This window comes from Caenispirillum salinarum AK4 (assembly GCF_000315795.1).
Taxonomy (GTDB): Bacteria; Pseudomonadota; Alphaproteobacteria; order Rhodospirillales; family Rhodospirillaceae; genus Caenispirillum; species Caenispirillum salinarum.
In genome coordinates, this window is the sequence record NZ_ANHY01000010.1 from 98,393 (window position 1) to 122,668 (window position 24,276).

General features: G+C 69.7%; 19 protein-coding genes. 7 read left to right on the forward strand and 12 right to left on the reverse strand.

What is annotated here, in order from left to right:
• Window positions 1-35 precede the first annotated feature (35 nt).
• Window positions 36-683 carry a DUF4870 family protein gene (locus C882_RS23210; protein WP_009540792.1) on the forward strand — a complete coding sequence of 216 codons (648 nt, stop codon included), beginning with the start codon at window positions 36-38 and terminating at the stop codon, window positions 681-683.
• 59 nt (window positions 684-742) lie between these two features.
• Here the strand turns inward: C882_RS23210 and C882_RS11575 are convergent, their stop codons facing one another.
• Window positions 743-2,806 carry an elongation factor G gene (locus C882_RS11575; protein ID WP_009540793.1) on the reverse strand — a complete coding sequence of 688 codons (2,064 nt, stop codon included), beginning with the start codon at window positions 2,804-2,806 and terminating at the stop codon, window positions 743-745.
• 178 nt (window positions 2,807-2,984) lie between these two features.
• Entirely contained in the window at window positions 2,985-4,406 is a 1,422-nt protein-coding gene (locus C882_RS11580; RefSeq protein WP_009540794.1) for a hypothetical protein, read from the reverse strand.
• A 191-nt stretch (window positions 4,407-4,597) separates the two neighbouring features.
• Between C882_RS11580 and C882_RS11585 the strand changes: the two genes are divergently transcribed.
• Together C882_RS11585 and C882_RS23215 are read left to right on the forward strand one after the other, a co-directional pair.
• Complete coding sequence (locus tag C882_RS11585; RefSeq protein ID WP_009540795.1) at window positions 4,598-5,188, forward strand: histidine phosphatase family protein; 591 nt, start codon at window positions 4,598-4,600, stop codon at window positions 5,186-5,188.
• A 3-nt stretch (window positions 5,189-5,191) separates the two neighbouring features.
• Complete coding sequence (locus C882_RS23215; protein WP_009540796.1) at window positions 5,192-5,992, forward strand: gamma-glutamylcyclotransferase family protein; 801 nt, start codon at window positions 5,192-5,194, stop codon at window positions 5,990-5,992.
• Here C882_RS23215 and C882_RS11595 read toward each other — a convergent pair.
• Together C882_RS11595 and C882_RS11600 are read right to left on the reverse strand one after the other, a co-directional pair.
• On the reverse strand, window positions 5,980-6,444 hold the full coding sequence (locus tag C882_RS11595) for a hypothetical protein (protein ID WP_009540797.1): 465 nt from the start codon (window positions 6,442-6,444) through the stop codon (window positions 5,980-5,982). The two genes, C882_RS23215 and C882_RS11595, sit on opposite strands and share 13 nt — an antisense overlap.
• A 12-nt stretch (window positions 6,445-6,456) precedes the next feature.
• Entirely contained in the window at window positions 6,457-6,825 is a 369-nt protein-coding gene (locus C882_RS11600) for a DUF6152 family protein (protein WP_009540798.1), read from the reverse strand.
• A 91-nt stretch (window positions 6,826-6,916) separates the two neighbouring features.
• Between C882_RS11600 and C882_RS11605 the strand changes: the two genes are divergently transcribed.
• A complete protein-coding gene (locus tag C882_RS11605; RefSeq protein WP_052000133.1) occupies window positions 6,917-8,113 on the forward strand; it encodes an alpha/beta fold hydrolase domain-containing protein in 1,197 nt (398 codons plus the stop codon).
• Here the strand turns inward: C882_RS11605 and ccoG are convergent.
• A complete protein-coding gene (ccoG, locus tag C882_RS11610) occupies window positions 8,049-9,476 on the reverse strand; it encodes a cytochrome c oxidase accessory protein CcoG (RefSeq protein WP_083875814.1) in 1,428 nt (475 codons plus the stop codon). The two genes, C882_RS11605 and ccoG, sit on opposite strands and share 65 nt — an antisense overlap.
• A gap of 196 nt (window positions 9,477-9,672) precedes the next feature.
• On the opposite strand from ccoG, the gene C882_RS11615 reads away from it, so the two are divergent.
• A complete protein-coding gene (locus tag C882_RS11615; RefSeq protein WP_043645109.1) occupies window positions 9,673-11,481 on the forward strand; it encodes an O-acetylhomoserine aminocarboxypropyltransferase in 1,809 nt (602 codons plus the stop codon).
• Between the two features lie 15 nt (window positions 11,482-11,496).
• Here the strand turns inward: C882_RS11615 and C882_RS11620 are convergent, their stop codons facing one another.
• Together C882_RS11620 and C882_RS11625 are read right to left on the reverse strand one after the other, a co-directional pair.
• Entirely contained in the window at window positions 11,497-11,820 is a 324-nt protein-coding gene (locus C882_RS11620) for a hypothetical protein (protein ID WP_009540802.1), read from the reverse strand.
• Window positions 11,821-12,036: 216 nt separating this feature from the next.
• Window positions 12,037-15,510, reverse strand: coding sequence for a pyruvate carboxylase (locus C882_RS11625; RefSeq protein WP_009540803.1), 3,474 nt, complete (start codon window positions 15,508-15,510; stop codon window positions 12,037-12,039).
• 295 nt (window positions 15,511-15,805) lie between these two features.
• Between C882_RS11625 and C882_RS11630 the strand changes: the two genes are divergently transcribed.
• Together C882_RS11630 and C882_RS11635 are read left to right on the forward strand one after the other, a co-directional pair.
• A complete protein-coding gene (locus C882_RS11630; RefSeq protein ID WP_043645112.1) occupies window positions 15,806-17,680 on the forward strand; it encodes a sensor histidine kinase in 1,875 nt (624 codons plus the stop codon).
• A complete protein-coding gene (locus tag C882_RS11635; RefSeq protein WP_009540805.1) occupies window positions 17,677-18,099 on the forward strand; it encodes a response regulator in 423 nt (140 codons plus the stop codon). Before C882_RS11630 ends, C882_RS11635 begins: the two co-directional genes overlap by 4 nt.
• Window positions 18,100-18,112: 13 nt before the next feature.
• Here the strand turns inward: C882_RS11635 and C882_RS11640 are convergent, their stop codons facing one another.
• The 5 genes from C882_RS11640 to C882_RS11660 form a co-directional block, all read right to left on the reverse strand.
• The gene (locus C882_RS11640) at window positions 18,113-20,446 is read right to left on the reverse strand and encodes a nitric oxide reductase activation protein NorD (RefSeq protein ID WP_009540806.1); all 2,334 of its coding nucleotides are present in this window, start codon (window positions 20,444-20,446) and stop codon (window positions 18,113-18,115) included.
• A gap of 16 nt (window positions 20,447-20,462) precedes the next feature.
• Window positions 20,463-21,287, reverse strand: coding sequence for a CbbQ/NirQ/NorQ/GpvN family protein (locus C882_RS11645; protein ID WP_009540807.1), 825 nt, complete (start codon window positions 21,285-21,287; stop codon window positions 20,463-20,465).
• Window positions 21,288-21,352: 65 nt separating this feature from the next.
• The gene (locus C882_RS11650) at window positions 21,353-21,715 is read right to left on the reverse strand and encodes a ribulose bisphosphate carboxylase small subunit (RefSeq protein WP_009540808.1); all 363 of its coding nucleotides are present in this window, start codon (window positions 21,713-21,715) and stop codon (window positions 21,353-21,355) included.
• Window positions 21,716-21,754: 39 nt separating this feature from the next.
• Window positions 21,755-23,173, reverse strand: a complete 1,419-nt coding sequence (locus C882_RS11655; RefSeq protein ID WP_009540809.1) for a form I ribulose bisphosphate carboxylase large subunit — start codon at window positions 23,171-23,173, stop codon at window positions 21,755-21,757.
• Between the two features lie 121 nt (window positions 23,174-23,294).
• On the reverse strand, window positions 23,295-24,194 hold the full coding sequence (locus C882_RS11660; RefSeq protein WP_009540810.1) for a LysR family transcriptional regulator: 900 nt from the start codon (window positions 24,192-24,194) through the stop codon (window positions 23,295-23,297).
• Window positions 24,195-24,276 lie beyond the last annotated feature (82 nt).

Here is a 24,276-nt window from a genome sequence, read left to right on the forward strand (position 1 = left end):
GACGACACCGACACCACCGCAAAGGAGGCAGCCTCATGGCACAGGATGAGTCCGACCGCCGCCCGCCCGATCGCCGGCCACCGCCGGAAAACCGGGCCGACCGCGATCCGCCGCCCTCGCCGCGCGATCCGCACGCCCCCCATGCCGACACCAGCGACGTTTCCGCCGCCACCGACACCGGCCCGGGGCCGGCCCACCATCCGCCGCCGCCGACCGACGACTCCGGCCCGCCCACGCCGCGCGGAGCCCACGGGCCGCACGCCGGCCGCCCGGCCGGAGAGGCGAGCCGCGGCGCTGTCAGCGGCACGGTGAAGGCCGTCTATATCCTGTATTTCGTCGGCGTGTTCGTTGCGCTGGCGGTGATCATCGGGGCGTTGATCGCCTTCTTCAAGCGTCAGCCCTCCACCCGCGTGGAGCAGACCCACTACGATTTCCAGATCCGCACCTTCATCGGCAGCGTCGTGGCCTGGATCGTGGGCGCCGTCGTCCTGTACCTGGGGCCGGCCTTCATGCCGTTCGCCTGGGCGATCATGCTGCTGTGGGCCTTCTGGATCGTCATCCGGTCGGCCAAGGGCCTGAGCTGGGCCGGGCGCGGCGAACCGGTGCAGGACCCTGACAACTGGCTGTTCGGCGGCGGCGGCACCCAGCGCGCCGGCGACGTCGACCGTCGCCCGCCGCCGTAAACCGGTGGGCGGCGCAGCCCGCGCGCGGCAGCCCGAAGGCCGCCGTCGCGCCGGCGCCGTCAGGCGGTCGCCAGGGCCGCCTTGCGCCGCTCCACCACCTCGTCGGCGGTGCGGCCCTGCACCTCCTGCAGGCGTTCGAAGCGCCAGTGGAAGGTGCCCACACCCATGGTGACGCTGCGCAGTTCCACGATCAGGTCGTGCATCTCCGCCTGGGGCACGCAGGCGGTCACGGTGTCCCAGTTCTCCCAGCCGTCGCGGCGGTCGAATCCCAGGATCTGCCCGCGCCGGCTGGAGAGCGCCCGCTGCGCCTTGGAGGTGTACTCGTTGGGCACGTTGACCTCCACCGTCAGCATGGGCTCCAGCAGCAGCGGGTCGCACTGGGGCAGGCCCTCGCGCATGGCGATCTGGCCGGCGGTCTTGAAGGCCGCCTCGGAACTGTCGACCACGTGATAGCTGCCGTCGAACAGCTCCACCGCCACATCCACCACGGGGAAGCCCAGCGGACCGCGCTGCAGGTAGTCGCGCACCCCCTGCTCCACCGCCGGGATGTACTGGCGCGGCACCACGCCGCCGGTGATGGAATCCTTGAAGGCGAAGCCCTCGCCGCGCGGCAGCGGCCTGATGCGCACATGAACGTCGCCGAACTGGCCGTGGCCGCCGGTCTGGCGCTTGTGCCGGCCCTGCACCTGGGCGGTGCCGCGAATGGTCTCCTTGTAGGGCACCTGCGGCTGCGTCGTCTCCACCTCAACGTGATAGACCCGCGCCAGCCGCGCCAGAGCCACCTGCAAGTGGATGTCCCCCTGCCCCCACAGCAGAAGTTCGCCGGTGTCCTCGTCGTGGGCGACGGACAGGCTCGGGTCCTCCAGCGCCAGGTCCTGCAGCGCGCCCGACAGCTTGACGTCGTCGCCCTGCTTGGCCGGACGCAGCGCCAGGGCGAACAGCGGCGGCAGCGGCTGCGGCCAGGGATGGGCGGCTTCCTTCGCCGGAGCGTCACCGATCAGCGCGCCGGTGGGTACCGCATCCAGCCGCCCCAGCGCCGCCACGCCGCCGGCCTCGACCGCGTCCGACTTGCGCGTCTCGCCGCCGAACAGGGTGAACAGTCCCGTCACCTTGCCGCCGGACGCCGGCTCGCACGCCGTCTTGAGCGCCATGCCGTCCTTGATCGTTCCTGACCATACGCGCACGTACGACAACATGCCGGCGTGGGCGGCGTGCACGGTCTTGAAGACGGTCGCCAGCGGCTTGCCCGCGGCGGACTCCAGGTCCAGGCCAAGGCGCATCGCCGCCTGTTCGTGGCCCGGCACCTCGTGCCGCAGGGCCTTGAGCAGGCGGCGCACGCCTTCGTTCTTGTCGGCGGAGCCGAAGAAGACGGGGACGATCTTGTCGTCCTCCAGGTCGCGGGCGAGGTCGGCGTAGATTTCCTCGCGCGGGGGGACCACGTCTTCCAGCACCTTTTCCATCAGGTCGTCGTTGAAGTCCGCCAGGCTTTCCAGCAACTCCTGCCGCGCGACCTCCTCGATCTCCTTGGCGCTGTCGGGAATCTTGATGAGGTCGGAGGCCTGGCCCGGCTGGTATTTGTAGGCGCGCTCGGACACCAGGTCGATGTAGCCGATGACGTCCTCGCCCTCCTGGATGGGCACCTCGCGCAGCACCAGCGGCCGCGCGGAGTGGGCCTGCAGGGCCTCAAGCGCCGCGCGGACGTCGACGTTGTGGTGGTCCACCTTGTTGATGAAGACCATGTGCGGAATGTCGTGGTCGTCCAGCAGCTTGAGCACCGGGGCGACCATCACCGCGCGCTCGGGCTCGGGGTCGACCACCACCACGGCCACGTCGGCCACAAGGGCCGGGCCGATGGTTTCCTGCGCGAATTCGTTGGACCCGGGGCAGTCGAGGAAGGTCCAGGGCTCGTCCAGCCAGGCGCAGGAGGCCACGTTGACCTCCACGCTCATGTCCCGGTCGCGCGCCTCGGGGCTGGCGTCGCCGACGGTGTTCTTGTCCTTGATGGTGCCCTGCCGGTGCGTGGCGCCGGCTGCATTGAGAATGCTTTCGAGAAGCGTCGTCTTGCCGCCCATGTAAGGCCCCACGAGGGCCGCCACGCGGGGCGTTGATGCCTTGCCGGCCATGGCACCGTCTCCTTCTCTCCGTTCATCCGGGAGCCTTCATGGTCCCACCGGATCAAGCGGGGCGGCAACACAATTCGACGGCCGATGAAGGACATGACCGGCGCCCGAAAACGAACCGCCCGCCGCCCCGAATCGGAGCGGCGGGCGGCAGGCCGGGCCGGTGGCGCCAAGCGCCGCGTCAGCGGGTTTCCACGGTCAGGTCGAGGGCACCGCCGCGACCGCCCGAAGCCATCACCTCGCGCATGGACAGGCCGCGGGGATTGTCCAGCGACACGTCAAGCTCGGTCTTTTCCGTCAGGAAGGCGCCGATGCCTTCGGCCAGGGCCCCGGCGTCCTCACGCCCGACGACGGCAGCCGCACCCATGGCCGCGACCATGCCCAGCATGGCCGCCTGCTGTTCCGCCGCGCGCGGGCCGCCGGCGTCCTGGCGGATTGCCTCGTGCACCCACCCGGTGTGGGAGACCGTCAAGCGGAAGTCCGTGGCAACGGCGCCCATCGCGGCGTTGATCAGCGCCTCGCGCTGCGCGTCGGCCGGCACGTCGGTGACCGCCGCCGGGTCCAGCTCATAGCCGGTGCCGGCGGCCGACATCTCGATAAAGCCAAGGCCGTCGGCGTCGAACCGCATGGTTTCCAGCGCGAAGGCGCCGTCGTCATAGGTGCTGACGGCGCGGCCCGAGATGGCGAAGGGCTCCTCGGCCGCCGGCCCCAGCACGTCGGCCAGCCGGGCCAGTTGCGCCGATCCCATGTTCTGGCGCTGGTCGATGGCCAGATCATCAAGGATGAAGGTACCCGCCATGACCACGTCGCCCACGTGCACCGGGTCCTCCAGCGCAAAGCGGCCCAGACGGAAGATCTCCACGCCGTCCTCCACGGCCGAGACATCGGCCACCTCGAAGGCGCCGTAACGGGTGACCGCCATGATGTCTTCCTCGTCGGCCCCGCGCAGGGCGGCGGCGACCGCATCGGCCACTTCCACGCCCTCCACCGAGAAACGGCCCAGGCTGGCGGCGTTGTCCCGCTTGGCGAAGGCGCCATCAGTCAGCCCGAACCGCCCGACCGTGCCGTCGGCCACGTCGGAGATGCTCAGGCCGCCCAGGCTGAGCGTGTCGCCGTCTTCTGCCGCGGAAAGATCGCCGATGTCCACCGACTCCACCGACAATGCGCGCAGGGCCTCCACCGGATCGCTGTAGCCGCCGGCCTCGCCCCGCAGGGTGCGGGTCAGGCGCTCGAAGTCGGGATGCGAGAGACCGCGGACGCTCAGGGTCTCGGCCGTGACCGTGAGGTCGTCTTCCGAAAGCGCCAGATCCGCCATGTCCACGGCGTCCACGCGATCGGCATCCCCCGACGCAGAAGCCGCACCGCCGCGCAGGGTCGCGCCGTCGGCCAGCGTCATGGTGAAGCCGTCGACGCTGACCGAGCCCAAGGGCGACGCGGAAAGACCGTCGACCGTCAGCGTCGCGCCCGGCGGCAGTTGCGCCCGCACGTCCTCCAGCGCCTGCTCGGCGTGCGCCGTCGCCACGCTGCCGGCGTAAATCCAGCCGCCGCCCGCCACCACGGCAAGCACCGCCGCGCCGATCCCGATCCCCACGCCCTTGTTCATGATGTCGTCCCTCCTGTGCGGCGCGCCAACAGCCCCTCGGGCGCGAAAACGGTGAGCACTGTGTTTCATCGCCGCCAGCAAGTCCATGAAAAGTTTGGCGACACCCGACGGTCCGCGCCGCGCTGGACAACCCGGCCCGCAATGGACCAGTCTGGCGTCACCGCAACGCTCAGGCCGCCCGCCCCAACGCCATGCCCGACGCCGTCCTGCCCCGCCGCTTCATCTTCCTGCGCCACGGCCGGTCGGCCTGGAACGCGCGGGGTCTGGTCGCCGGGCAGGAGGACGTGCCGCTGGACGACCAGGGGCGGGCCGAGGCCGAGGCGGCGGCCGACGTGATGGCGGACGTGCCGCTGTCGGGCGCCTGGTGCAGCCCCCTCAGCCGCTGTCGCGATACCCTGGCACCGCTGCTCCGCCGCCGGCCGGACCTGCCGGTGACCGTCGTGCCCGACCTGATGGAGCGGCACTGGGGCGTTTACCAGAACGGCCCCGTGAAGGCCCGTCCGCCCCGGGCCGAAACGCCCCGGGGCGGCGAGCCGGCGGCGGCCTTCCACGCCCGCGCCCTGGCCGCCATCGCTTCGGCCGGGACAGAGCACGTCGGGGCGCCGCCGCCGCTGATCGTGGCGCACGCGGGCATCTTCCGCTGCCTGATGGACCACCTGGGCCTGCCGGGCGCGGACGCCACGGTCGCCAACGCCATGCCCCTTCTGATCGAGCCGGCCGCACCGGCGCCCCGCCGCGTCCGGCCGCTGCATCCGCCCGTTTCCGCCCCCGTCGAGAGGTAATCCGTGCCCGAAGCCACGCTCTATTTCGCCTACGGCTCCAACCTCAACGCCGAGGACTGGGGACGCTGGTGCGCCGCCCGCCCCGGCACCGCCGATCCGGCCTGCATGACGCCGGTGGGCGCCGCCATGCTGCCCGACCATGAACTGGCGTTCTCCCGCCATTCCACGGGGCGGAAGGGTGGCGTGCTCGACATCCGCCCGCGCTCCGGCCATGCGGTGGAGGGCGTGCTGATGGCCGTATCCCCGGCGGGGTGGGAGCTTCTGGACATCAAGGAAGGCGTCGGCTTCGCCTACGAGCGCATTCCCGTCCGGGTGCGGGACCACGGCGGCCTGTGGCGCGACGTCACCACCTATCGCGTCCTGCCCGAGGAAGCCCGGCCGCACGTCCCGCTCCACGAGCACTATGTCTCCGTCTGCGCCGAGGGATTGCGCCGCCACGGCCTGAGCCCGGCCCGCCTTCTGGACGCCGCCGCCGGCCGCCCGGCCCGCTCCGCCGCCGACGGCCTGTTCATCCCCGACGGCCTGCGCGAGGCGCTGGACCGCGCGCTCACCGATGCCGAGCGCCAGACGCTGACTGCCGCGACGGCGGGCGCGTCCGTTCACGACAGCGGCGCCCTTGGGCCCGGCGATGGACAGGCGGCCGGTGCCTTCCTGCCGAGCGAGGCGCTGGAGGACCTGGTGGCCCGCATCGATCCGCTGGCCGGCTCCGGCCCCTACCGCTTCGCCCGCGACCTGCTGACCGTCACCACCGGCGACGGTGCCTCCGCCCGCGCCTGGGCCTATGTGGTGCCTCAGATCACGTAGCCGATGAACCGTCCCGCCGCGAGGGCCGTCGGCCAGCACAGCAGGGACACCGCCGCGAGCAGCTTCTCCAGCCCCGGCCGTCCGCCTCCCCGTCGGCGCAGGGCGAGCGCCGCCAGGGCATTGGCTGCGCCCAGCACCACCAGCGCCATCTTGGCCTGGAACAGGCCGAGGGAGGCATAGTCCCGCGCCTGCACGGAAAACAGCAGAAGCCCCGTGACGATGGCCGTTGCCAGCCCGACCGCCGCCACGGGAGCCAGAAGGCGCTCCACATCCCGTCGCGCCACCGCCGGCCACAGGCCCAGCAGCTTCAGGTCCAGCGGCACCACCGCTCCGACCAGAAGCGCGAGCCCGAGAACGTGACCGGCGTTCACGGCCGGATACGTCCAGCGGGAAAAGCGCAGGTGCGTGGCGATGCCGGACGCCTCCAGCGCCGCCAGGACCGTGTCCAACACCGGGCGCGGACGTCAGTCGCGTTCCGGATAGAGCACGTGTTCCGTGCCGTCGATGATGACCCGCTCGGCCTTGATGACCTTGCGGTCGGCGTCGGCGGCAGTCTCGCCGATGACCGTCATCTCGACACCCTCCACCAGTTTTTCGGGCGTCAGGCCGGCGCGGTCGTTGCGCCAGGGCTGGCCGACCTCCACCAGCCAGGCGGTGCCGGCGACGTCGAGCGTCACCTCGCCGTGCGGATTGCCGAGCTTTACGGCGGTGATGGTGCCGGTCAGGCGGGTGTTTTCGCCCTCGGTCCAGCGCCAGCCGTGATGCGCCGTGGCGGCGGCGGGCATGGCGGCGGCCAGGACGGCGGCGGCGAGCAGGGTGCGGGCCAGGCGCATGGCATTGTCCTCCATAAGCGGCGTGACCACGTTGATGTGTTGTCGGCCATGCCCGGCCTCAACGCCTGCCCACCGACCGGAGGCACCGCCCATGCCGCTGCCCGCCATCCGCGCCCTGGTTCCGATGCTCTGCCTGATGGTGCTGGCCGCCTGCTCGCCCGGCCGCACGGTTGAGGCCGTCGACCTGCTGACCGACCTGGCCGACCCGCCGCCGCTGCCCGAGGCGCTGGCGGCGGTGGAGCGGCAGGAGATCGCCGGCCCCGCCGACCTGTACCGCGCGACAGATGTCGCGCCCGAGGCCGCCCTGGTGGTCGTGCCCGGTGCGGCGGAGGAAGGCCGCCGCGATCCCCGGCTGGTGCGGTTCGCCGCCACGCTGGCGGATGCGGGGTTCCTGGTGTTGGTTCCGGGTCTGGCGGGCGACGATCCCCTGCGCCTCTCGGCCGGCGACGCCGATGCGGTCGCCCGCGGGGTACAGCGCCTGACCGGGACGGCGGCGGTGGCCGAGGTGGGGCTGGTCGGCATCTCCTACGCCGCCGGGCCGGCCCTGCTGGCCGCCCTGCGGCCGGCGGTGCGCGAGCATGTCGGGTTCGTGCTGGTGATCGGTGGCTATCACGACATCACCGCCGCCATCACCTACATGACCACCGGCGCCTACCGCGTCGCTCCGGGCGCCGGCTGGCGGACGGGGCCGGTGGACCGCCAGGCCAAGTGGCGTTTCCTGTTGGCCAACGCCGGGCGCGTCGGCGCGGGCACCGATGACGCCGAGACTTTGCGCGCCATCGCCCGCCGTCGCCTCGCCGCGCCCGGTGCCGGGGTTGCGGCGCTGACGCAGGCCCTGGGGCCGGAGGCGCGGGCGGTGTGGCGGCTGCTGTCCAACGACGATCCCGACCGGGTGCCGGCTCTTATCGACGCCCTGCCGGACGCGCTGCGCACCGAGATCCGGGCGCTGGACCTGTCGCGCCGCGACCTGGACCGATTGACGGCCGAGGTAATCCTGATCCACGGCCGCGATGATCCCATGGTGCCGTGGACCGAAAGCCGCGCCCTGGCCGAGCGCATCGGGCCGGATCAGGCGCGGCTGTACGTGGTCGACGGCCTGTACCACGTCGACATGGGTGACCTGAGCGCCGGCGACGGCCTCGCGCTGCTGCGGGCGGCCTACCGCCTGCTGAAGGCGCGGGACGAAGCGCCGGCGCCGAGCGCGCCCGCCCCTGCCCGTTCCGTCACCTCGGCAGGGCGAACACGACGTCGCGGCGGACTTCCGCGCCGGTCGCGGTGTCGCGCATGACCAGCGTCATGTCCGAGACGTCGGCGTCCGGTCCGGGCACGGTGACGAACACCTTGCGCGAGACGTGCCGGCCGCCCTCCACCGCAAGCTCCACGCCCTCGCCCTCGCCCGAAGCATCCAGCGTCTCGATGCGGGCGCTGGGGTTGCCGGCGACCTCCAGCGCGAAACGGCGGTCCTGCTCCCGCTTGTTGAGGATCTTCAGGTCGTAGGCATTGCGGATGGACCCATCGGACAGGCGCACGTAAAGCGGGCTGCGCTCCTGGATGAGGGCCACCTCCAGGTCGCTGCGCATGAGGAACGTGCCCAGCACGCCCACGCAGATCACGCCGATCACGGCGGCGAAGGCGATGGTCCGGGGCCGCACGATGCGGCTGGGCTCGGCCCGGCCGACACGGCGGGCGCGGGCGTTCGCCAGGGAGTCGAACGCGATGAGGCCGCGGTCGAGGCCGACCTTGTCCATCATCGTGTCGCAGGCGTCGATGCACAGGCCGCAGTTGATGCAGTCGGCGTTGACGCCCTCGCGAATGTCGATGCCCATCGGGCACACCTGGACGCACTGCTGGCAGCTCACGCAATCGCCGAAGCCGGCGGCGCGGCGCTCCTCCCAGGTCTGCGACTTGCGCTTGGCCGCGCGGGCGTCGCCCCGGTCGTCGCGGTAGGTCACGACCAGGCTGTGCTCATCCAGCATGCAGGACTGCAGGCGCGGCCACGGGCACATGTAGTTGCAGAACTGCTCCCGCGCGAAGCCGGCCAGCAGATAGGTGGTCCCGCCCAGGATCAGGACCGTCGTCCACATCCACAGGCCCGCGTCCAGCGTCAGGTAGTCCATCAGCGCCGCCGGGGCGTCGGTGAAATAGAAGCTGAAGGTCGCGCCGAACGCCGCCGCCACGGCGATCCACGTCATGTGCTTGCCGCCGCGCCGCAAGAGCTTGCGGGTGCTCCACGGGGCGGCATCCATCTTCATGCGGGCGGCGCGGTCGCCTTCCCACATCTTCTCGATGCGGACGAAGATGTCGGTAAAGACCGTCTGCGGGCACGAGAACCCGCACCACACGCGCCCGGCCACGGAGGCGGTCATGAACAGCGCCACCGTGCCCAGCACAAGGGCCACGGCCATGTAGACGATGTCCTGCGGCCAGATGTTCATGTCGAACAGGAAGCCGCGCTTGTTGGCGATGTCCAGCAGAACCGCCTGGTCGGGAAGATCACCCGGCCGGTCCCACCGCAGCCACGGCACGATGAAGAAGACGGCCGCCAGCGTCCACCCGATGGCATCCTTCCACCGCCGGAACCGGCCGCGCACCGCCTTGGGATGAATCTTCTCGCGTGCCGCGTAAAGGGCGCCCGACGCCTCGGCCATCATCTGCTCCGCAAAATATGCAAATCATAGTCATATTATAGTGCGTGGCGGCGGCGGGCGACACCATGATTCTGAAGGCGGAGGATGTCTGGGGCATCGGCTGGCTCTGGCGCGTGGTCCGGCAACGCGGCTCTGGCTCTTTGGAGAACGACCGGTTATGCAGGAAGATGACCGGAAAAGACGAAGAGGACCCGTCCCCATGACCACCGCCCTCTCCTACCCCGACGCGCTGATCCGCAAGGTTCTTCAAGGCACTAAGACCATCGCCATGGTCGGTGCCAGCACCAACTGGAACCGGCCCAGCTACTTCGTCATGAAGTACCTGCAGGAAAAGGGCTATCGCGTCATCCCGGTCAACCCGGGTGCCGCCGGGCAGGAGCTGCTGGGCGAGGCCGTCTATCCCGATCTCAAATCCATCCCCGAGCCGGTGGACATGGTCGACATCTTCCGCCGGCCCGACCACGTGCCGCCCATCGTGGAAGAGGCCATCGAGATCGGCGCCAAGTCGGTCTGGATGCAGTTGGGCGTCGTCAACGAGGAAGCGGCAGCGCGGGCCGAGGCTGCCGGGCTGACGGTCATCATGGACCGCTGCCCCAAGATCGAGTTCGGGCGCCTGGGCGGCGAGTTGTCGTGGCAGGGGGTGAACTCCGGCATCGTGTCATCGAAGCCCCGCCGCGCCCCCGCCAGCGGCGCGCCCGCACAAAAGGCCGACACTGCCCAGGGTCCGCAGCGGGAGTACGGCTTCGAAACCCGCGCCATCCATGCCGGCTCGGCTCCCGATCCGACCACCGGCGCGCGCACGACGCCCATCTACCAGACCACGTCCTATGTGTTCGACGATGCCGACCACGCCGCCAACCTGTTCAACCTGCACACCTTCGGCTACATCTACTCGCGCCTGACCAATCCCACCGTCAGCGTGCTGGAGGAGCGCGTCGCCAGCCTGGAAGGCGGTCGGGCGGCGCTCTGCTGCGCTTCCGGCCATGCCGCGCAGTTCCTCACCTTCTTCACCCTGCTGGAGCCGGGCGACGAATTCGTCGCCTCGCGGAACCTCTACGGCGGGTCCATCACGCAGTTCGGGCTGTCGTTCAAGAAGCTGGGCTGGAACTGCCACTTCGTCGACCCGACGGACCCCGAGAACTTCAGGAAGGCCCTGACGCCCAAGTGCAAGGCCATCTTCCTTGAGGCGCTGGCCAACCCCGGCGGCATCGTGGTGGACGTGGAGGCCGTGGCGAAGATCGCCGACGAGGCCGGGATCCCGCTCATCGTCGACAACACCATGGCGACCCCCTACCTGATGCGCCCGATCGAATACGGCGCCGACCTGGTGGTGCACTCCACCACCAAGTTCCTGGGCGGCCACGGCAACGCGGTCGGCGGCGCGATCGTGGAAAGCGGCACGTTCGACTGGGCGCGCAACGACAAGTTCCCCTCGCTGGCGAAGCCCGAGCCCGCCTACCACGGCCTGACCTTCTACGAGACCTTCGGCGACTTCGCCTTCACCACCAAGGCCCGCGCCGTGGCCCTGCGCGATTTCGGCCCCGCGCTGTCGCCGCAGAACGCCTTCCTGACCATCACGGGCATCGAGACCCTGCACATCCGCATGCAGCGCCACTGCGAGAACGCCCAGAAGGTCGCGGAATTCCTGGAGAACCACCCGCAGGTGGCGTGGGTCAGCTATCCGGGCCTCGGCTCCAGTCCGTTCAAGGGGCTGGTGGAGAAGTACCTGCCCAAGGGCTGCGGCGCAGTGTTCACCTTCGGCGTGAAGGGCGGATACGAGGTCGGCCGCCGCGTGGTGGAGGGGACGGAGGTGTTCAGCCACCTCGCCAACATCGGCGACACGCGCTCGCTGATCCTGCACCCGGCGTCGACCACCCACCGGCAGTTGACGGAAGAGCAGCAGATCGCCGCCGGCGCCGGCCCGGACACCATTCGCCTCTCCATCGGCCTGGAGACGGTCGACGACCTGATCGCCGACCTGGACGCGGCGCTGACCGCGGCGGCGTGAGCCTGAGCGGCCGGATCAATGCAGGTCCGGCAGATAGAACGTGGTGAAGGGCGTGCGGTAATGGACGGCGGCGGCGAAGCTGTCGCGCAGCAGCGTCGCCAGCGCCGGCTGGCGGGCCATCTGCTCGGCGATGGTTTCCGCCAGCCGCCGCGCCTCGTCCACCAGGTCCCGTTCGCACTGCCCGTCCTCGGTGGTGAAGGCGGTGTCGAGAAGCTCGTCGATGGCGGCGTGGCAGCGGGCGACGGGTTCGCGGGCGGTGTCCAGGCTCCGGCAGCGCGCCATGAGCGCCTCGACCTTCAGGCGGCGGAACTCGTGGCGGTAGTCACGGTAGCTCCCCATGCAGGGCCTCCCTGTTGGCCGCGCGCCCGGCCGGGCGAGCGGAACGGATACGGGAGTCATTTCACGCGGCAGTCGTGTCCACGGTCAATTACCCCTGATGGCGAGGCTTCCACAGGCCTGGAAACGCAGGTGTCTCAAGGTCTTCGCGGTCGAAGGAGGTAGGGACGCGGGCGGCGGAAAGAGGCACCGCCCGCGTCGAACGGAGTCGCGATCGCGCTATTCCGCCACGTCGATGACCAGCAGCAGGTCCTTGGCCTCCACCTGCGAGCCGGCGCCGGCCTCGATCTTTTCCACCGTGCCCGAGACCTCGGCGTGCAGGCTTGTTTCCATCTTCATGGCCTCCAGCGTCACCAGCAGGTCGCCAGGCGCCACCTTCTGCCCGGCCGAGACCGCGACGGTGGACACCAGCCCCGGCATGGGCGCGGCCAAGTGGCCGGGGTTGTTTTCGTCGGCCTTGGGCCGGGCGGTGGCATCGCCCTTTCCAGCCTCCTTCACCCGCACGGTGCGCGGCTGACCGTTCAGTTCGAAGAACACCAGGCGCGAGCCGTCCTCGTGCAGGTCGCCGACGGCCTGGCAGCGGATGACCAGCGTCTTGCCGGGCTCCAGCGTGACCGACACCTCCTGCCCCGGCTGCATGCCGTAGAAGAACACTTCCGTCGGCAGCACGCTGGTATCGCCGAACTCTTCCCGATGGGCGGCGAAGGTTTCATAGACCTGCGGGTACATCAGGCGCGAGGCCAGGTCGGCCTCCGTCGCGCCCTCTTCCAGCTTGGCGCGCTCGGCGTCCAGGTCGCCGGGCGGAAGCTCCGCACCCGGTCGGTCGTGGCGCGGGGCCTCGTCCTTCAGGACCTTTTTCTGAAGCTCCTTGGGGAAGCCGCCCGGCGGGTGGCCCAGGTCGCCGCGGAACAGCGAGATCACGCTGTCGGGGAAGCTGATGTCCTTCTCGGGGCTGAGCACGTCCTCGCGCGTCAGACCGCCGGTGACCATGGTCAGCGCCATGTCGCCGACGACCTTGGAGGTGGGCGTGACCTTCACGATGTCGCCGAACATCTCGTTGACCTCGGCATAGGCGCGGGAGACCTCGGGCCAGCGGTCGTCGCCGATGCCAAGCGACCGCGCCTGTTCGCGCAGGTTGGTGTACTGGCCGCCCGGCATCTCGTGCCGGTAGACGTCGGACGTGCCCGACCGGATGTCGCTCTCGAACGGCCAGTAGAGGCGGCGCGCCTGCTCCCAGTAGGTGCTCATCTGGCGCAGCACGGGCGCCGGCAGGCCGGTGTCGCGCGTCTGCCCCCGGAAGCAGGCGGCCAGCGAGCCCAGGTTTGGCTGGCTGGTCAGGCCCGACATGCTGTCGATGGCGGCATCCAGCGCATCCACCCCGGCCTCCGCCGCCGCCAGCAGCGACGCCGCGCCAAAGCCCGAGGTATCGTGCATGTGGAAGTGGATGGGGATGCCGACCTCTTCCTTCAGCGTCGACACCAGCTTGCGCGCGGCGAAGGGCTTGCAGACGCCGGCCATGTCCTTGATGCCCAGGACATGGGCGCCCATGCGCTCCAGTTCCTTGGCGATGTCGACGTAGTATTTCAGGTCGTACTTGTGGCGGGCGGGGTCGTCGATGTCGCCGGTGTAGCAGACGGCGGCCTCGCAGATCTTGCCCGTTTCGCGCACCGCATCCATGGCGACGCCCATGTTCTCCGTCCAGTTCAGGCTGTCGAAGACGCGGAAGACGTCGATGCCGTTGTCCGCCGCCTGATGGACGAAGTGCCGCACCACGTTGTCGGGATAGTTGGTGTAGCCGACGGCATTGGAGGCGCGCAGCAGCATCTGCAGCAGGATATTGGGCACCAGCCGGCGGATTTCCCGCAGGCGCTCCCACGGGTCTTCCTGAAGGAAGCGCATGGAGACGTCAAACGTCGCCCCGCCCCAGCATTCCAGGCTGAACAGTTGCGGCAGGCCGCGCGCGTAAAGGGGGGCGGCGTCCATCATCTCGAAGCTGCGCATGCGCGTCGCCAGAAGGGACTGGTGGGCGTCGCGCAAGGTGGTGTCGGTGACCAGCAGGCGGGTTTCCGCCTTCATCCACTCCGCGAATTTCTCCGGCCCCAGCTCATCAAGCAGCTGCTTGGTGCCGGCGGGCGGCTCCTGCGGCAGGTCTGGGCCGGGCACCGGCGCGTGGGGTTGCGGCGGGATGGTGTCGGGCAGCTTGCGGCCCTTCATCTCGGTGTTGCCGTTGACGATCACCTCGCCGATGAACTTGAGCAGCTTGGTCGCGCGGTCGCGGCGGGCGGGATGCTCCAGAAGCTCGGGCGTCTCGTCGATGAAGCGCGTCGTCACCTCGCCGGCCAGGAAGGTCGGGTGCATGACCACCGCTTCCAGGAACGGCAGGTTGGTCGCCACGCCCCGGATGCGGAACTCCCGCAGCGCGCGGTCCATGCGCTTGGCGGCCTCCACCGGCGTCGGTCCCCAGGCGGTGACCTTCTCCAGCAGGCTGTCGTAATACCGGGTGATGACGGCACCGGAGTAGGCCGTGCCGCCGTCCAGCCGGATGCCGAAGCCCGTCGCCCCGCGATAGGCGGTGATGCGGCCGTAGTCGGGGATGAAGTTCTGGTCCGGGTCCTCGGTCGTCACGCGACACTGGAGCGCATGGCCGTTCAGGCGGATGCCGTCCTGCGCCGGCACGCCGCTGTCCTCGACTTCACCAATGCGGGCGCCTTGCGCGATGAGGATCTGGGCCTTGACGATGTCGATGCCGGTGACCTGCTCGGTCACTGTGTGCTCCACCTGGACGCGCGGGTTGACCTCGATGAAGTAGAAGGCGCCGGTGTCGGCGTCCATCAGGAACTCCACCGTGCCGGCGCCGGAGTAGCCGCAATGCTGCACCAGCCGCAGGCCGGCGGCGCACAGGTCCTGCCGCTGGTCGGGCGACAGGTAGGGCGCGGGCGCGCGCTCCACCACCTTCTGATTGCGGCGCTGGACGGAGCAATCGCGCTCGAACAGGTGGACGATGGTGCCGTGGGTGTCGCCCAGCACCTGCACCTCCACATGGCGCGCGCGGCGGACGAGCTTTTCCAGGTACACCTCGTCGTTGCCGAAGGCCGCCTTGGCCTCGCGCTTGGCCTCGGTGACGCGGCGGGGAAGCTCATCCGCGCTTTCCACCACGCGCATGCCGCGGCCGCCGCCGCCCCAACTGGCCTTGAGCATGAGCGGGTAGCCGACGGCCTCGGCCAGCTTGGCGCATTCGTCCATGTCGTCGGGCAGCGCGGGCGTGGCGGGGACGACGGGGACGCCGGCCTCTTCCGCCAGGGTGCGGGCGGAAACCTTGTTGCCCAGTCGGCGCATGACGTCCGGGTCGGGCCCGATGAAGGTGATGCCCGCGGCCGCACAAGCCTCGGCGAAGTCGGGATTCTCCGACAGGAAGCCGTAGCCGGGATGGATTGCGTCCACCTTGGCTTCCTTGGCGATGCGCAGGATGTCGTCGATGTCCAGATAGGCCAGCACGGGCCCCTTGCCCTCGCCCACCAGATAGCTTTCGTCGGCCTTGAAGCGGTGCAGGCCCAGGCGGTCCTCATGGGCATAGATGGCGACGGTGCCGATGCCAAGTTCGGTGGCGGCGCGGAAGACGCGGATGGCGATCTCGCCGCGGTTGGCGACCAGCAGGCGCTTGAAGGGCCGGCGTGCGGCGGAAGCGTCGGTCATGAAGCGTCGGTCCTTGCGTCTGGGGTGGGGACGGACGGCACGGCGGGACACCGCGCCACCGTCGTTCGATTGTCGGGCTTTGTAGCACATCTGGCCCCGTCCCGGCTGCGTCAAGTGGCGCCTGCGACCAAGGGCGGACCGCCTCTGGCTCCAAAGGCGCACGACCATGACAAAATTCCGGGTTCCTCTCGCGCTCATGAAGAGTCACACTGCGTCGCGGGAAAGGTGTGGGGGAAGCGAACAGGTGAACAGGCGCGGCACCCGTTTTCATCTCGGGGCCGAACGACGCTGGCTCATGCTGCTGGTCGCGGCGGTGCTGGCGCCACTGGCGGCCTTCCAGGCGCTGCACATGAGCGAGCAGCGGGCGATTCTGGAATCGCACGAACACGTCTCGCTCGACGGCATCGCCCGCCACATCGGCGACCGGCTGGAGCTGGAGCTGACCACCGCCGCGCGCCTGCTGGAAAGCCTGTCCACCCTGCCGCAGCTGTCCACCCCCTATGCCGAGGGCTGCACCAGCGCCCTGGTCGGCATCCATGCGGGCCAGCCGCATTACACCAACTTCTCCGTCGTCGACGCCACGCGCCACGTCGTGTGCAGTTCCGGCCCCCTGCCCGAGCCGGTGGACGTCAGCGGATCGGCGAACATTCAGGCCGCCTTCGCCACCGGCGGGCTGGGGCTGAGCGACTTCAAGATGGGCCTGCTGACCGGGAAGCCGGTCATCGTCCTGTCCCACCCCCTGTTCGGCCCGCGCAAGGATGCGGCCGGCCTGGACCCGGCGGTGGAGGCCGTGCTGACGCCAGGGCCGGTGATCGGCACGCTGAACACCGGCCTCAGCCTGGACTGGCTGCAGCACGTTCTGGAACGTCGCCCCCTGCCCGAGGGCGCGCGGGTGACGGTCATGGCGCGCGACGGACTCGTGCTGGCGTCATCGGACCCCGAGCGACCGCCGGGCTTTCGCGTCTCGCTGGCGGACCTGCGGCTTGCCAACACCGCCCTCGCCCTCAAGACCCACCCCAGCCCGGACCATGAAGCCGCAGGGCACCGTGGCGAGGATTTCCTGTCGGTGCACCGGGTCGGCGGCCTGCCCAGCGGCGCCATGGTGACGGTGGAACGCTCCGCCGCCGCCGCGCTCGGCTCGGTCGACCGGCTGGCACAGTGGTGGCTGCTGGCCTTCGCCGTGCTGGCGGCGGCATCGCTCGGGACCGTCTACCTGATCGTCAACCACCTGGTGCTCAAGCGCCTGGACCACCTGTCGGACATCGCGCGCGGCTACGCGCGCGGCAACTACGACGGTCAGGCGGATGTCTGGGGCGACAACAGCGGCCTGTCGGCGCTCGGCCGCGACCTGGACGGCATGGCCGCCGACCTGGGCACGCGCGAGCGGTCCCTGCGCAACGCGCTGGAAGACATGACCCGGGCGCGGGCCGAGACGGCGCGCTTCGCCTACATCGCCGCCCATGACCTGCAGGAGCCCCTGCGCGCCATCGGCGGCTTCACGCGCCTTCTGGAAAAGCGCCTCGGCCCCATCGTGGCGGAGGACGAGACGGCGCAGGGCTACATGGGCCGGATTGTCGCCGCCGCCGAGCGCATGCGGATCATGTTCAAGGAACTGATGGACTACGCGGTGATGGACAGCGGTGAACGCCGCCGCGAGTCCGTGGACATGGAAACCATCGCCCGCCGCGCCGCCAGGCACCATCCCGACGCCGACATCCGCATCGGGCGGCTTCCCGTGGTGGCGGGCGATCGGCGCCAGTTGCAGCGGCTGATGGACCAGTTGATGGAGAACGCCGCCACCCACGGCCGCGAGGCCGATGACGGAAAGCCGCCGATGATCGCTGTTTCCGCCCTGCGCCGCGGCGCGGCGTGGGAAATCTCGGTGCGGGACGATGGGCCGGGCATTCCGCCACGCGACAGGGAAAGCGTTTTCCACCTGTTCAAGACGTTGAAAGGACGCGATAATTCCCCCGCCGGCAGCGGCGTCGGCCTGCCCATGGCCCGCCGCATCGCCGAGTTGCACGGCGGCCGCATGTGGATCTCCGCCGACACCGAACGGGGCTGCGACGTCCGTTTCACCCTGTGCGCCCGCCCACCCGCAGACGGCTCCGCCCCCGGCAGCGGCGCCGAGGCGGGTTCGACCTCTCAAGACGGAGTTGCCGCCGCATGAACGCCCAGCCCCTGTTCCTTCTGGTCGAGGACAACCGGGACGATGCCGAATTGACCCGCGAGGCCCTGAAGGAAGCCGATCCGAGGGTGACCCTGGAATGGGCGCGCGACGGCGAGGAGTGTCTGGAATACCTGCGCGGCGACAAGCCCGAGCCCGACCTGATCCTGCTGGACCTGAACATGCCGCGCATGGACGGGCGAGAAGCCCTGCGCGAGATCAAGGGTAACGAGGCGTGGCGCCACATCCCGGTGGTCATTCTGACCACGTCGGAGGCCGAGGCGGACGTGATGGAAAGCTACCGGCACTTCGCCAATGCCTACATGGTCAAGCCCATCACCATCGACGACCTGATCGACATCATGACGCAGCTGTCCACCTTCTGGCTCAACAGCTTCCTCCGCCGCCCGGCCGCCATCTGACGCAAGCCCCGCCTCAGCGCGTCAGCGCCGCGAACAGCGTCGGCAGTTTTTCGGGCAGGCGCTGGACGTGGTCCACCACCGTATAGGCGTTGCCGCCGAAGATGCGGGCGACGTACTGGTCGGCTGCGGGGTCCAGGCTGAGGCAGTAGGGCGCGACCCCCAGCGCCCGCAGGTCCTCCGACGCCTTGCGGGCGTCGTGGCGCAGGTATTGCGGGTCGCGCTCGTCGATGTCGGCGGGCTCGCCGTCCGTCAGCACCAGCAGCAGCTTGTGCTTTTCCGGGCGGCGGCGCAGGTGCTCGCCGGCATGGCGCATGGCGGCACCCATGCGGGTGGAGAGCCCCCCGCGCATCCCTGCGAGCCGGCTCTTGGCCTCGACCTCGAAGGACTGGTCGAAATCCTTGAAGCGGGTGTAGCGCACATCGTGCCGGCCGTCGGAGGCGAAGCCGTGGATGGCGAAGGGGTCGCCGATGCCCTCCACCGCCGTCGCCACAAGAGCGCAGGCCTCGCGCGTCAGGTCCAGCACCGTGCGGCCGTCTTCGCCCTCGCCCTGCCCTTCTCCGCGCACCCGGTCGTTGGTGGATTCCGACAGGTCCAGCAGCACCAGCGCGCACAGGTCGCGGCGGTTGATGACCCAGCGCTGGGTGATGCGCGGATCGGGATCGCGGCCGAGCCGCAGCATCACCATGGCATCCACGGCGGCGTTGATGTCGAGATCATCCCCGTCCTCCAGCCGGCGCTGGCGCACGATTCCCTGGGGCCGCAGGCGGTCGACGATCTGGCGGATGCGGTGGGTCACCCCCTTGTGCGCCGTCAACACGGCGTCGATGGTCGCCGGGTCGCCACGCGGCTGGCGGCGTTCGTACACCGTCGTCCAGTTGGGCCGGTAGAGCTGCACCTGGTAGTCCCATTCCGGGTAGTGCACCGGGTCGGAGACGGGCTCGCGGCCCTCCCGCTCGTTCCACGAGACGCCGTCGTCCTCGTAGGGGTACAGCTCGCCGTCGAGCGTCCAGATTTCCTGGGCGTCGTCGCCGGCGGTTTCGGTGTCCACCTCGTTGATGAACTCCATCAGCCCGACGCGCCGCCGCACCTGCTCCGGCCGCTCGGGCATCCAGGCGGTTGCGTCCCGCCAATCCACGGCGTCGGTGGCCCAGAGGAACCGGTTGTCGTCGCGATACGGAATGCGCAGGGTCTCCAGGATGCGCAGCGACGGCAGGGCCTTGCGCGCGGTCAGCAGGTCGAACAGCGCCACCGCCAACTCTTGCGACAGATCCGGCGTCTGAACCCCGGCGGCGTGGAAGCGGGCGGCGATGGCGTCCACCTCCGCATCGTCCGTGCGCGCCTCCGGGTCGAGCAGCGCCGCCGCCAGGCGCTCCAGCAGCGGCATGGTCTCGTGATCCGGGAGCGGGATGCCGGCGTCGGGCATGAGCGACAGCCACAGGCGCCGCAGGCCCGGAAACTCGCGTGCCGCCGCCGCCTCCACCCGCGCGTCCTCGAAAAAACCGACCAGGAACCGCGCCGCCGGAGCCAACTCGCGGCCGGGCGGCGGGGCCGGCGTGTGGACGATCTGCGCGGCCATGTGCGCGGCCATGGCGCGGTAGACGTCGATGCCGGACACGCCGTTCAGGGCATCCACCGCGTCGGGCAGGTGCAGGGCGCGGTCCGCGATGAAGGGGCGGAAGCCGGGCGTATCCGCCGCCGCCGGGCGCAGGAAGAAGGCGCGTGCCCAGAAGGCCATGAGATAGAAATTCAGCCTGCGCTGGCTGTCGACGAACAGCGTCCCGCGCCGCTCCGCCTGCAAGACCGCCTTGCTGTCCTCGCTTTGCAGCCCGAAGTAGGCCGCCTGCCGCGTCAGGTCACGGCCGTAGGCCTCCGCGCCGAAGTCCGCCCAGCGGCGCAGGCCGGAAAGGGTCAGCTTCCCCAGCAGCTCGTTCAGGTTCCCCAGCATGGGCCGCAGCCCGCGCGGCGCCTTGGCGGACAGGCGGTGGAGCAGCGCCAGATAGCCGCGCAGAAGGTCGGCATCCGCCATGCGCGCCGCCGCCGAGGGCAGCGTGGCGAAGACCAGCGTCAGAACCTCTCCCGACGTCATGGAGGACAGCTTCATGACCGCCGTCACGCAGTCGGGCACCACGTCCTCGCCGCATTCGCGCGCCACCTGGGGCGTGGCCTCCAGGTAGGTGGCGACGAGGTCCGGCCCGCGCCCCAGGCCGGCCAAGGCCCGCGCCCCGTCCAGCCAGGCGGCCAGCCCGGCGGGGGAGAAGATGCGCGATGCCTCGTGCACCGTGGCATCCAGGGTGTCCGCCAGGCCAGGGGCGGCGGCGCGCAGGTCTTCCAGGTCGGCGGCGGTCATGACGGGCCTCGCGTTCTCAGCCGAAGACGGTGTCGATGGCGGAATCGAGCGTGTCCAGCATGTCCGGGTCGTCCGTCAGCGGACGCACCAGCGTCATGCGGCAGGCATCCGATGCCGGAATGCCGCGCGTGATGAGCTGCCCGGCGTGGACCAGCAGGCGGGTCGACATGCCCTCGTCCAGCCCGTGGCCCTTGAGGTTGCGGCTGCGCTGCGCCACCTGGACCAGCTTGCGCGCCACCTCGGCCTCCACCCCCGACTCATGGGCGACAATCTCCGCCTCCACGTCGGCCGGCGGGTAGTCGAAAACCATGGCCCCGAAGCGCTGCTTGGTGGACTGCTTCAGGTCCTTCATCAGGCTCTGGTAGCCGGGATTGTAGCTTATGACCATCTGGAAGTCGGGATGCGCCGTCACCTGCTCGCCCCGCTTTTCCAGCGGCAGGACGCGGCGGTGGTCGGTGAGCGCGTGGATGACGACCATGGTGTCCTGGCGGGCCTCCACCACCTCGTCCAGGTAGCAGATGGCGCCGATGCGGGCGGCGATGGTCAGCGGCCCGTCCTGCCAACGGGTGCCGTCGGCATCCAGCAGGAAGCGGCCGACCAGGTCGGATGCCGTCATGTCCTCGTTGCAGGCGACCGTGATAAGCGGCTTGCCCAGCTTCCAGGCCATGTACTCCACGAACCGCGTCTTGCCGCAGCCGGTGGGACCTTTCAGCATCACCGGCATCCGTGCGGCATAGGCGGCTTCGTAGACATCCGTTTCCGCATCGACGGCGCGGTAATAGGGTTCCTCCGCCAGCATGTATTGCTGGGTGGTGGCGAGGTCTGTCACGGGGGCGTTCATCGCGGACCCTCCTGGTGAACCGTCTGGGAAGACCGCGCGAAGCCGGAGCCCCGCGCGGCCGCCGCTCACGCCTTGATGGGGGCGCGGTGGACCAGCATGTTGGCGCCCTGGCTCTGGCGGATGTTGTCGTAGCCGATGAGGCGGACGTGGTTGCCGGGATTGGCCGCCTTGCAAGCCTCGATCTCGGCCAGGATGGCGTTGACGTCGGTCTCGCCGAACATGGGCAGCTTCCACATGTACCAGTAGTTGCTGGAGGCGAACTTGGGCTCCGTGTGCTCGATGGCCGGGTTCCAGCCCTTGGCGACGATGTACTCGATCTGCTTGCGGATCTGCTCTGCCGTCATCGGCGGCAGGTAGGAGAAGGTGCCGAGCTTGCGGCTGGCGGGATCGGACAGGCGGGAGGGGTAATCCTGAACGGCGCTGGTCATGGGTGAAGTCTCCGAAACTCTTAGGGGGCTGGAATTGGATCAGCGGTGCGCCACGTCGAGCTTGTCGACGGTGTCGAACTCGAACTTGATCTCCTTCCAGGTCTCCATGGCGGTCTTCAGCTCGGGGCTGGCTTGCGCGGCGGCGGTCAGGATTTCCTTGCCCTCGCGCTCCAGATTGCGGCCCTCGTTGCGGGCCTGGACGCAGGCCTCCAGCGCCACGCGGTTGGCGGCGGCGCCGGCGGCATTGCCCCAGGGGTGACCGAGCGTGCCGCCGCCGAACTGCAGCACCGCGTCGTCGCCGAAGATCGACACCAGCGCCGGCATGTGCCAGACGTGGATGCCGCCCGAGGCCACCGGCAGCACGCCGGGCATCTGGCCCCAGTCCTGGTCGAAGAAAATGCCGCGCGAGCGGTCCTCGAACACGTAGCGGTCGCGCATCTGGTCGATCCAGCCCAGCGTCGCCTCGCGGTCGCCCTCCAGCTTGCCGACGACCGTGCCCGAGTGCAGGTGGTCGCCGCCCAGCAGGCGGAGCATCTTGGCCAGGATGCGGAAGTTGATGCCGTGGCGCGGGTTGCGGTCGATGACGCCGTGCATGGCGCGGTGGACGTGCAGCAGCAGGCCGTTGTCGCGGCACCAGCGCGCCAGGCTGGAATGCGCCGCCCAGCCGACCGTCAGGTAGTCGCTCATGATGATCGGCGTGCCGATCTCCTTGGCGTACTCGGCGCGCTTGAACATTTCCTCGATGTTGGGCGCCGTGACGTTCAGGTAGTGGCCCTTGCGCTCGCCGGTCTCCTTCTCGGCCTTCTCGATGGCCTCCTGGCAGAAGTCGAAACGGTCGCGCCAGCGCATGAAGGGCTGGGAGTTGACGTTCTCGTCATCCTTGGTGAAATCCAGGCCGCCGCGCAGGCATTCATAGACCGCCCGGCCGTAGTTCTTGGCGGACAGGCCCAGCTTCGGCTTGATGGTGCAGCCCAGCAGCGGACGGCCGTACTTGTCCATCTTGTCGCGCTCCACCTGGATGCCGTGCGGTGGACCGTCGCAGGTGGTGACGAACCACAGCGGAAAGCGCACGTCCTCCAGCCGCAGCGCCCGCACGGCCTTGAAGCCGAACACGTTGCCCACCAGCGAGGTGAACACGTTCACCACCGAACCTTCCTCGAACAGCCCCATGGGATAGGCGATGAAGGCATAGAAGGCCTCGTCGTCGCCGGGAACGTCCTCCAACGCATAGGCCCGGCCCTTGTAGTATTCCAGGTCGGTCAGCAGGTCGGTCCAGACCGTCGTCCAGGTGCCCGTGGAGCTTTCGGCGGCGACGGCGGCGGCAGCTTCCTCGCGCGGGACGCCCGGCTGCGGGGTGATCTTGAAGACCGCCAGGAAATCGCTTTCCTTGGGGATGTAATGCGGCTCCCAGTACGTCTCGCGGTACTGCTTGACGCCGGCGGTGAACATCTTGCCCATGGTTTCACTCCCTGTGATGGCGCCGCGGAGCCTCGGCGCCCCGTCGTTGATGGCTTCGACGGTACGGGAGCTGGTCTATAAAGAAAAATTAGATGTTTTGAGCTTTGCGATAAGCTTGGGCTTATAGGGCGCCCGCGCCGCCCAGCCGCTCCGCCAGGAAATCAACGAAGGCGCGGGTCTTGGGGGAAAGGTGGCGGCCCGGCGGGTAGACGGCGAACAGGGTGCGTGGCTCGCCCTGGTGGTCGGGCAGCACCCGCGCGAGCCGCCCGGCCGCGATGTCATCCTCCACCAGCATGGCCGGAATCAGCGTGATGCCCATGCACGCCAGCAGCGCGTCGCGCAGGACGAGGCTGGAATCCGCCTTCATCACGCCGGGCACCTGCACCGGCCTTGTTCCTTCGGGTCCGTTCAGAACCCAGACGTCCGGCCGCTCGACCTGGCTGTAGAGAAGACAGCGATGGCCCGGCAGGTCGCCCGGCGCCGTGGGGTGGCCGTGTGCGTCCAGATAAGCCGGTGCGGCACACAAGATGCGGCGCACGGTCGCCAGCCGCCGCGCGATCAGGGAAGAATCCGGCAGTTCGGCCCGGATGCGCAGGGCCACGTCGAAGCCTTCCTCCACCACGTCGACCACGCGATCGGTCATCACCACGTCTACCCGCACGTCGGGATAGCGCGCCATGAAGTCGGGCAGCATGGGAGAGACATGGCGCAGACCGAAGGACATGGGCGCGTTCACCCGCAGCACGCCGCGCGGTGCCCCCTGCAGCGCCGAGACGGCGGCCTCGGCCTCGTCGATGTCGTCAAGGATGCGGACGCAGCGCGCATGGTAGGCCCGTCCGGCCTCGGTGATGCTGAGCCGCCGCGTGGTGCGGCTGAGCAGAGAGGCGCCGAGCTGGCGCTCCAGTTCCGACACATGCTTGCTGACGGCGGCGCTCGACAGGCCCAGGTCGCGGGCGGCGCCGACGAAGCTGCCACGCTCCACGACGCGGCGGAAGGTGCGCATGAGGGCCAGCTTGTCCACGAGCAGCGCTCCATTCGTAACGGTTGGTGAATAGTATTATCACGAAGCTCCTGATTATCCACGGCGGGTTTAGGTGGCAGTG

Excerpts from the sequence above, each read along its gene's own strand:
- C882_RS23210 (WP_009540792.1), top strand. The coding sequence starts at position 36 with ATGGCACAGGATGAGTCCGACCGCCGCCCGCCCGATCGCCGGCCACCG.
- C882_RS11625 (WP_009540803.1), bottom strand. The coding sequence starts at position 15,510 with ATGACCGACGCTTCCGCCGCACGCCGGCCCTTCAAGCGCCTGCTGGTC.
- C882_RS11640 (WP_009540806.1), bottom strand. The coding sequence starts at position 20,446 with ATGACCGCCGCCGACCTGGAAGACCTGCGCGCCGCCGCCCCTGGCCTG.
- C882_RS11630 (WP_043645112.1), top strand. The coding sequence starts at position 15,806 with ATGCTGCTGGTCGCGGCGGTGCTGGCGCCACTGGCGGCCTTCCAGGCG.
- C882_RS11635 (WP_009540805.1), top strand. The coding sequence starts at position 17,677 with ATGAACGCCCAGCCCCTGTTCCTTCTGGTCGAGGACAACCGGGACGAT.
- C882_RS11580 (WP_009540794.1), bottom strand. The coding sequence starts at position 4,406 with ATGAACAAGGGCGTGGGGATCGGGATCGGCGCGGCGGTGCTTGCCGTG.
- C882_RS11615 (WP_043645109.1), top strand. The coding sequence starts at position 9,673 with ATGACCACCGCCCTCTCCTACCCCGACGCGCTGATCCGCAAGGTTCTT.
- ccoG (WP_083875814.1), bottom strand. The coding sequence starts at position 9,476 with ATGATGGCCGAGGCGTCGGGCGCCCTTTACGCGGCACGCGAGAAGATT.
- C882_RS11575 (WP_009540793.1), bottom strand. The coding sequence starts at position 2,806 with ATGGCCGGCAAGGCATCAACGCCCCGCGTGGCGGCCCTCGTGGGGCCT.
- C882_RS11600 (WP_009540798.1), bottom strand. The coding sequence starts at position 6,825 with ATGCGCCTGGCCCGCACCCTGCTCGCCGCCGCCGTCCTGGCCGCCGCC.
- C882_RS11655 (WP_009540809.1), bottom strand. The coding sequence starts at position 23,173 with ATGGGCAAGATGTTCACCGCCGGCGTCAAGCAGTACCGCGAGACGTAC.
- C882_RS11650 (WP_009540808.1), bottom strand. The coding sequence starts at position 21,715 with ATGACCAGCGCCGTTCAGGATTACCCCTCCCGCCTGTCCGATCCCGCC.
- C882_RS11645 (WP_009540807.1), bottom strand. The coding sequence starts at position 21,287 with ATGAACGCCCCCGTGACAGACCTCGCCACCACCCAGCAATACATGCTG.
- C882_RS11585 (WP_009540795.1), top strand. The coding sequence starts at position 4,598 with ATGCCCGACGCCGTCCTGCCCCGCCGCTTCATCTTCCTGCGCCACGGC.
- C882_RS11605 (WP_052000133.1), top strand. The coding sequence starts at position 6,917 with ATGCCGCTGCCCGCCATCCGCGCCCTGGTTCCGATGCTCTGCCTGATG.
- C882_RS11620 (WP_009540802.1), bottom strand. The coding sequence starts at position 11,820 with ATGGGGAGCTACCGTGACTACCGCCACGAGTTCCGCCGCCTGAAGGTC.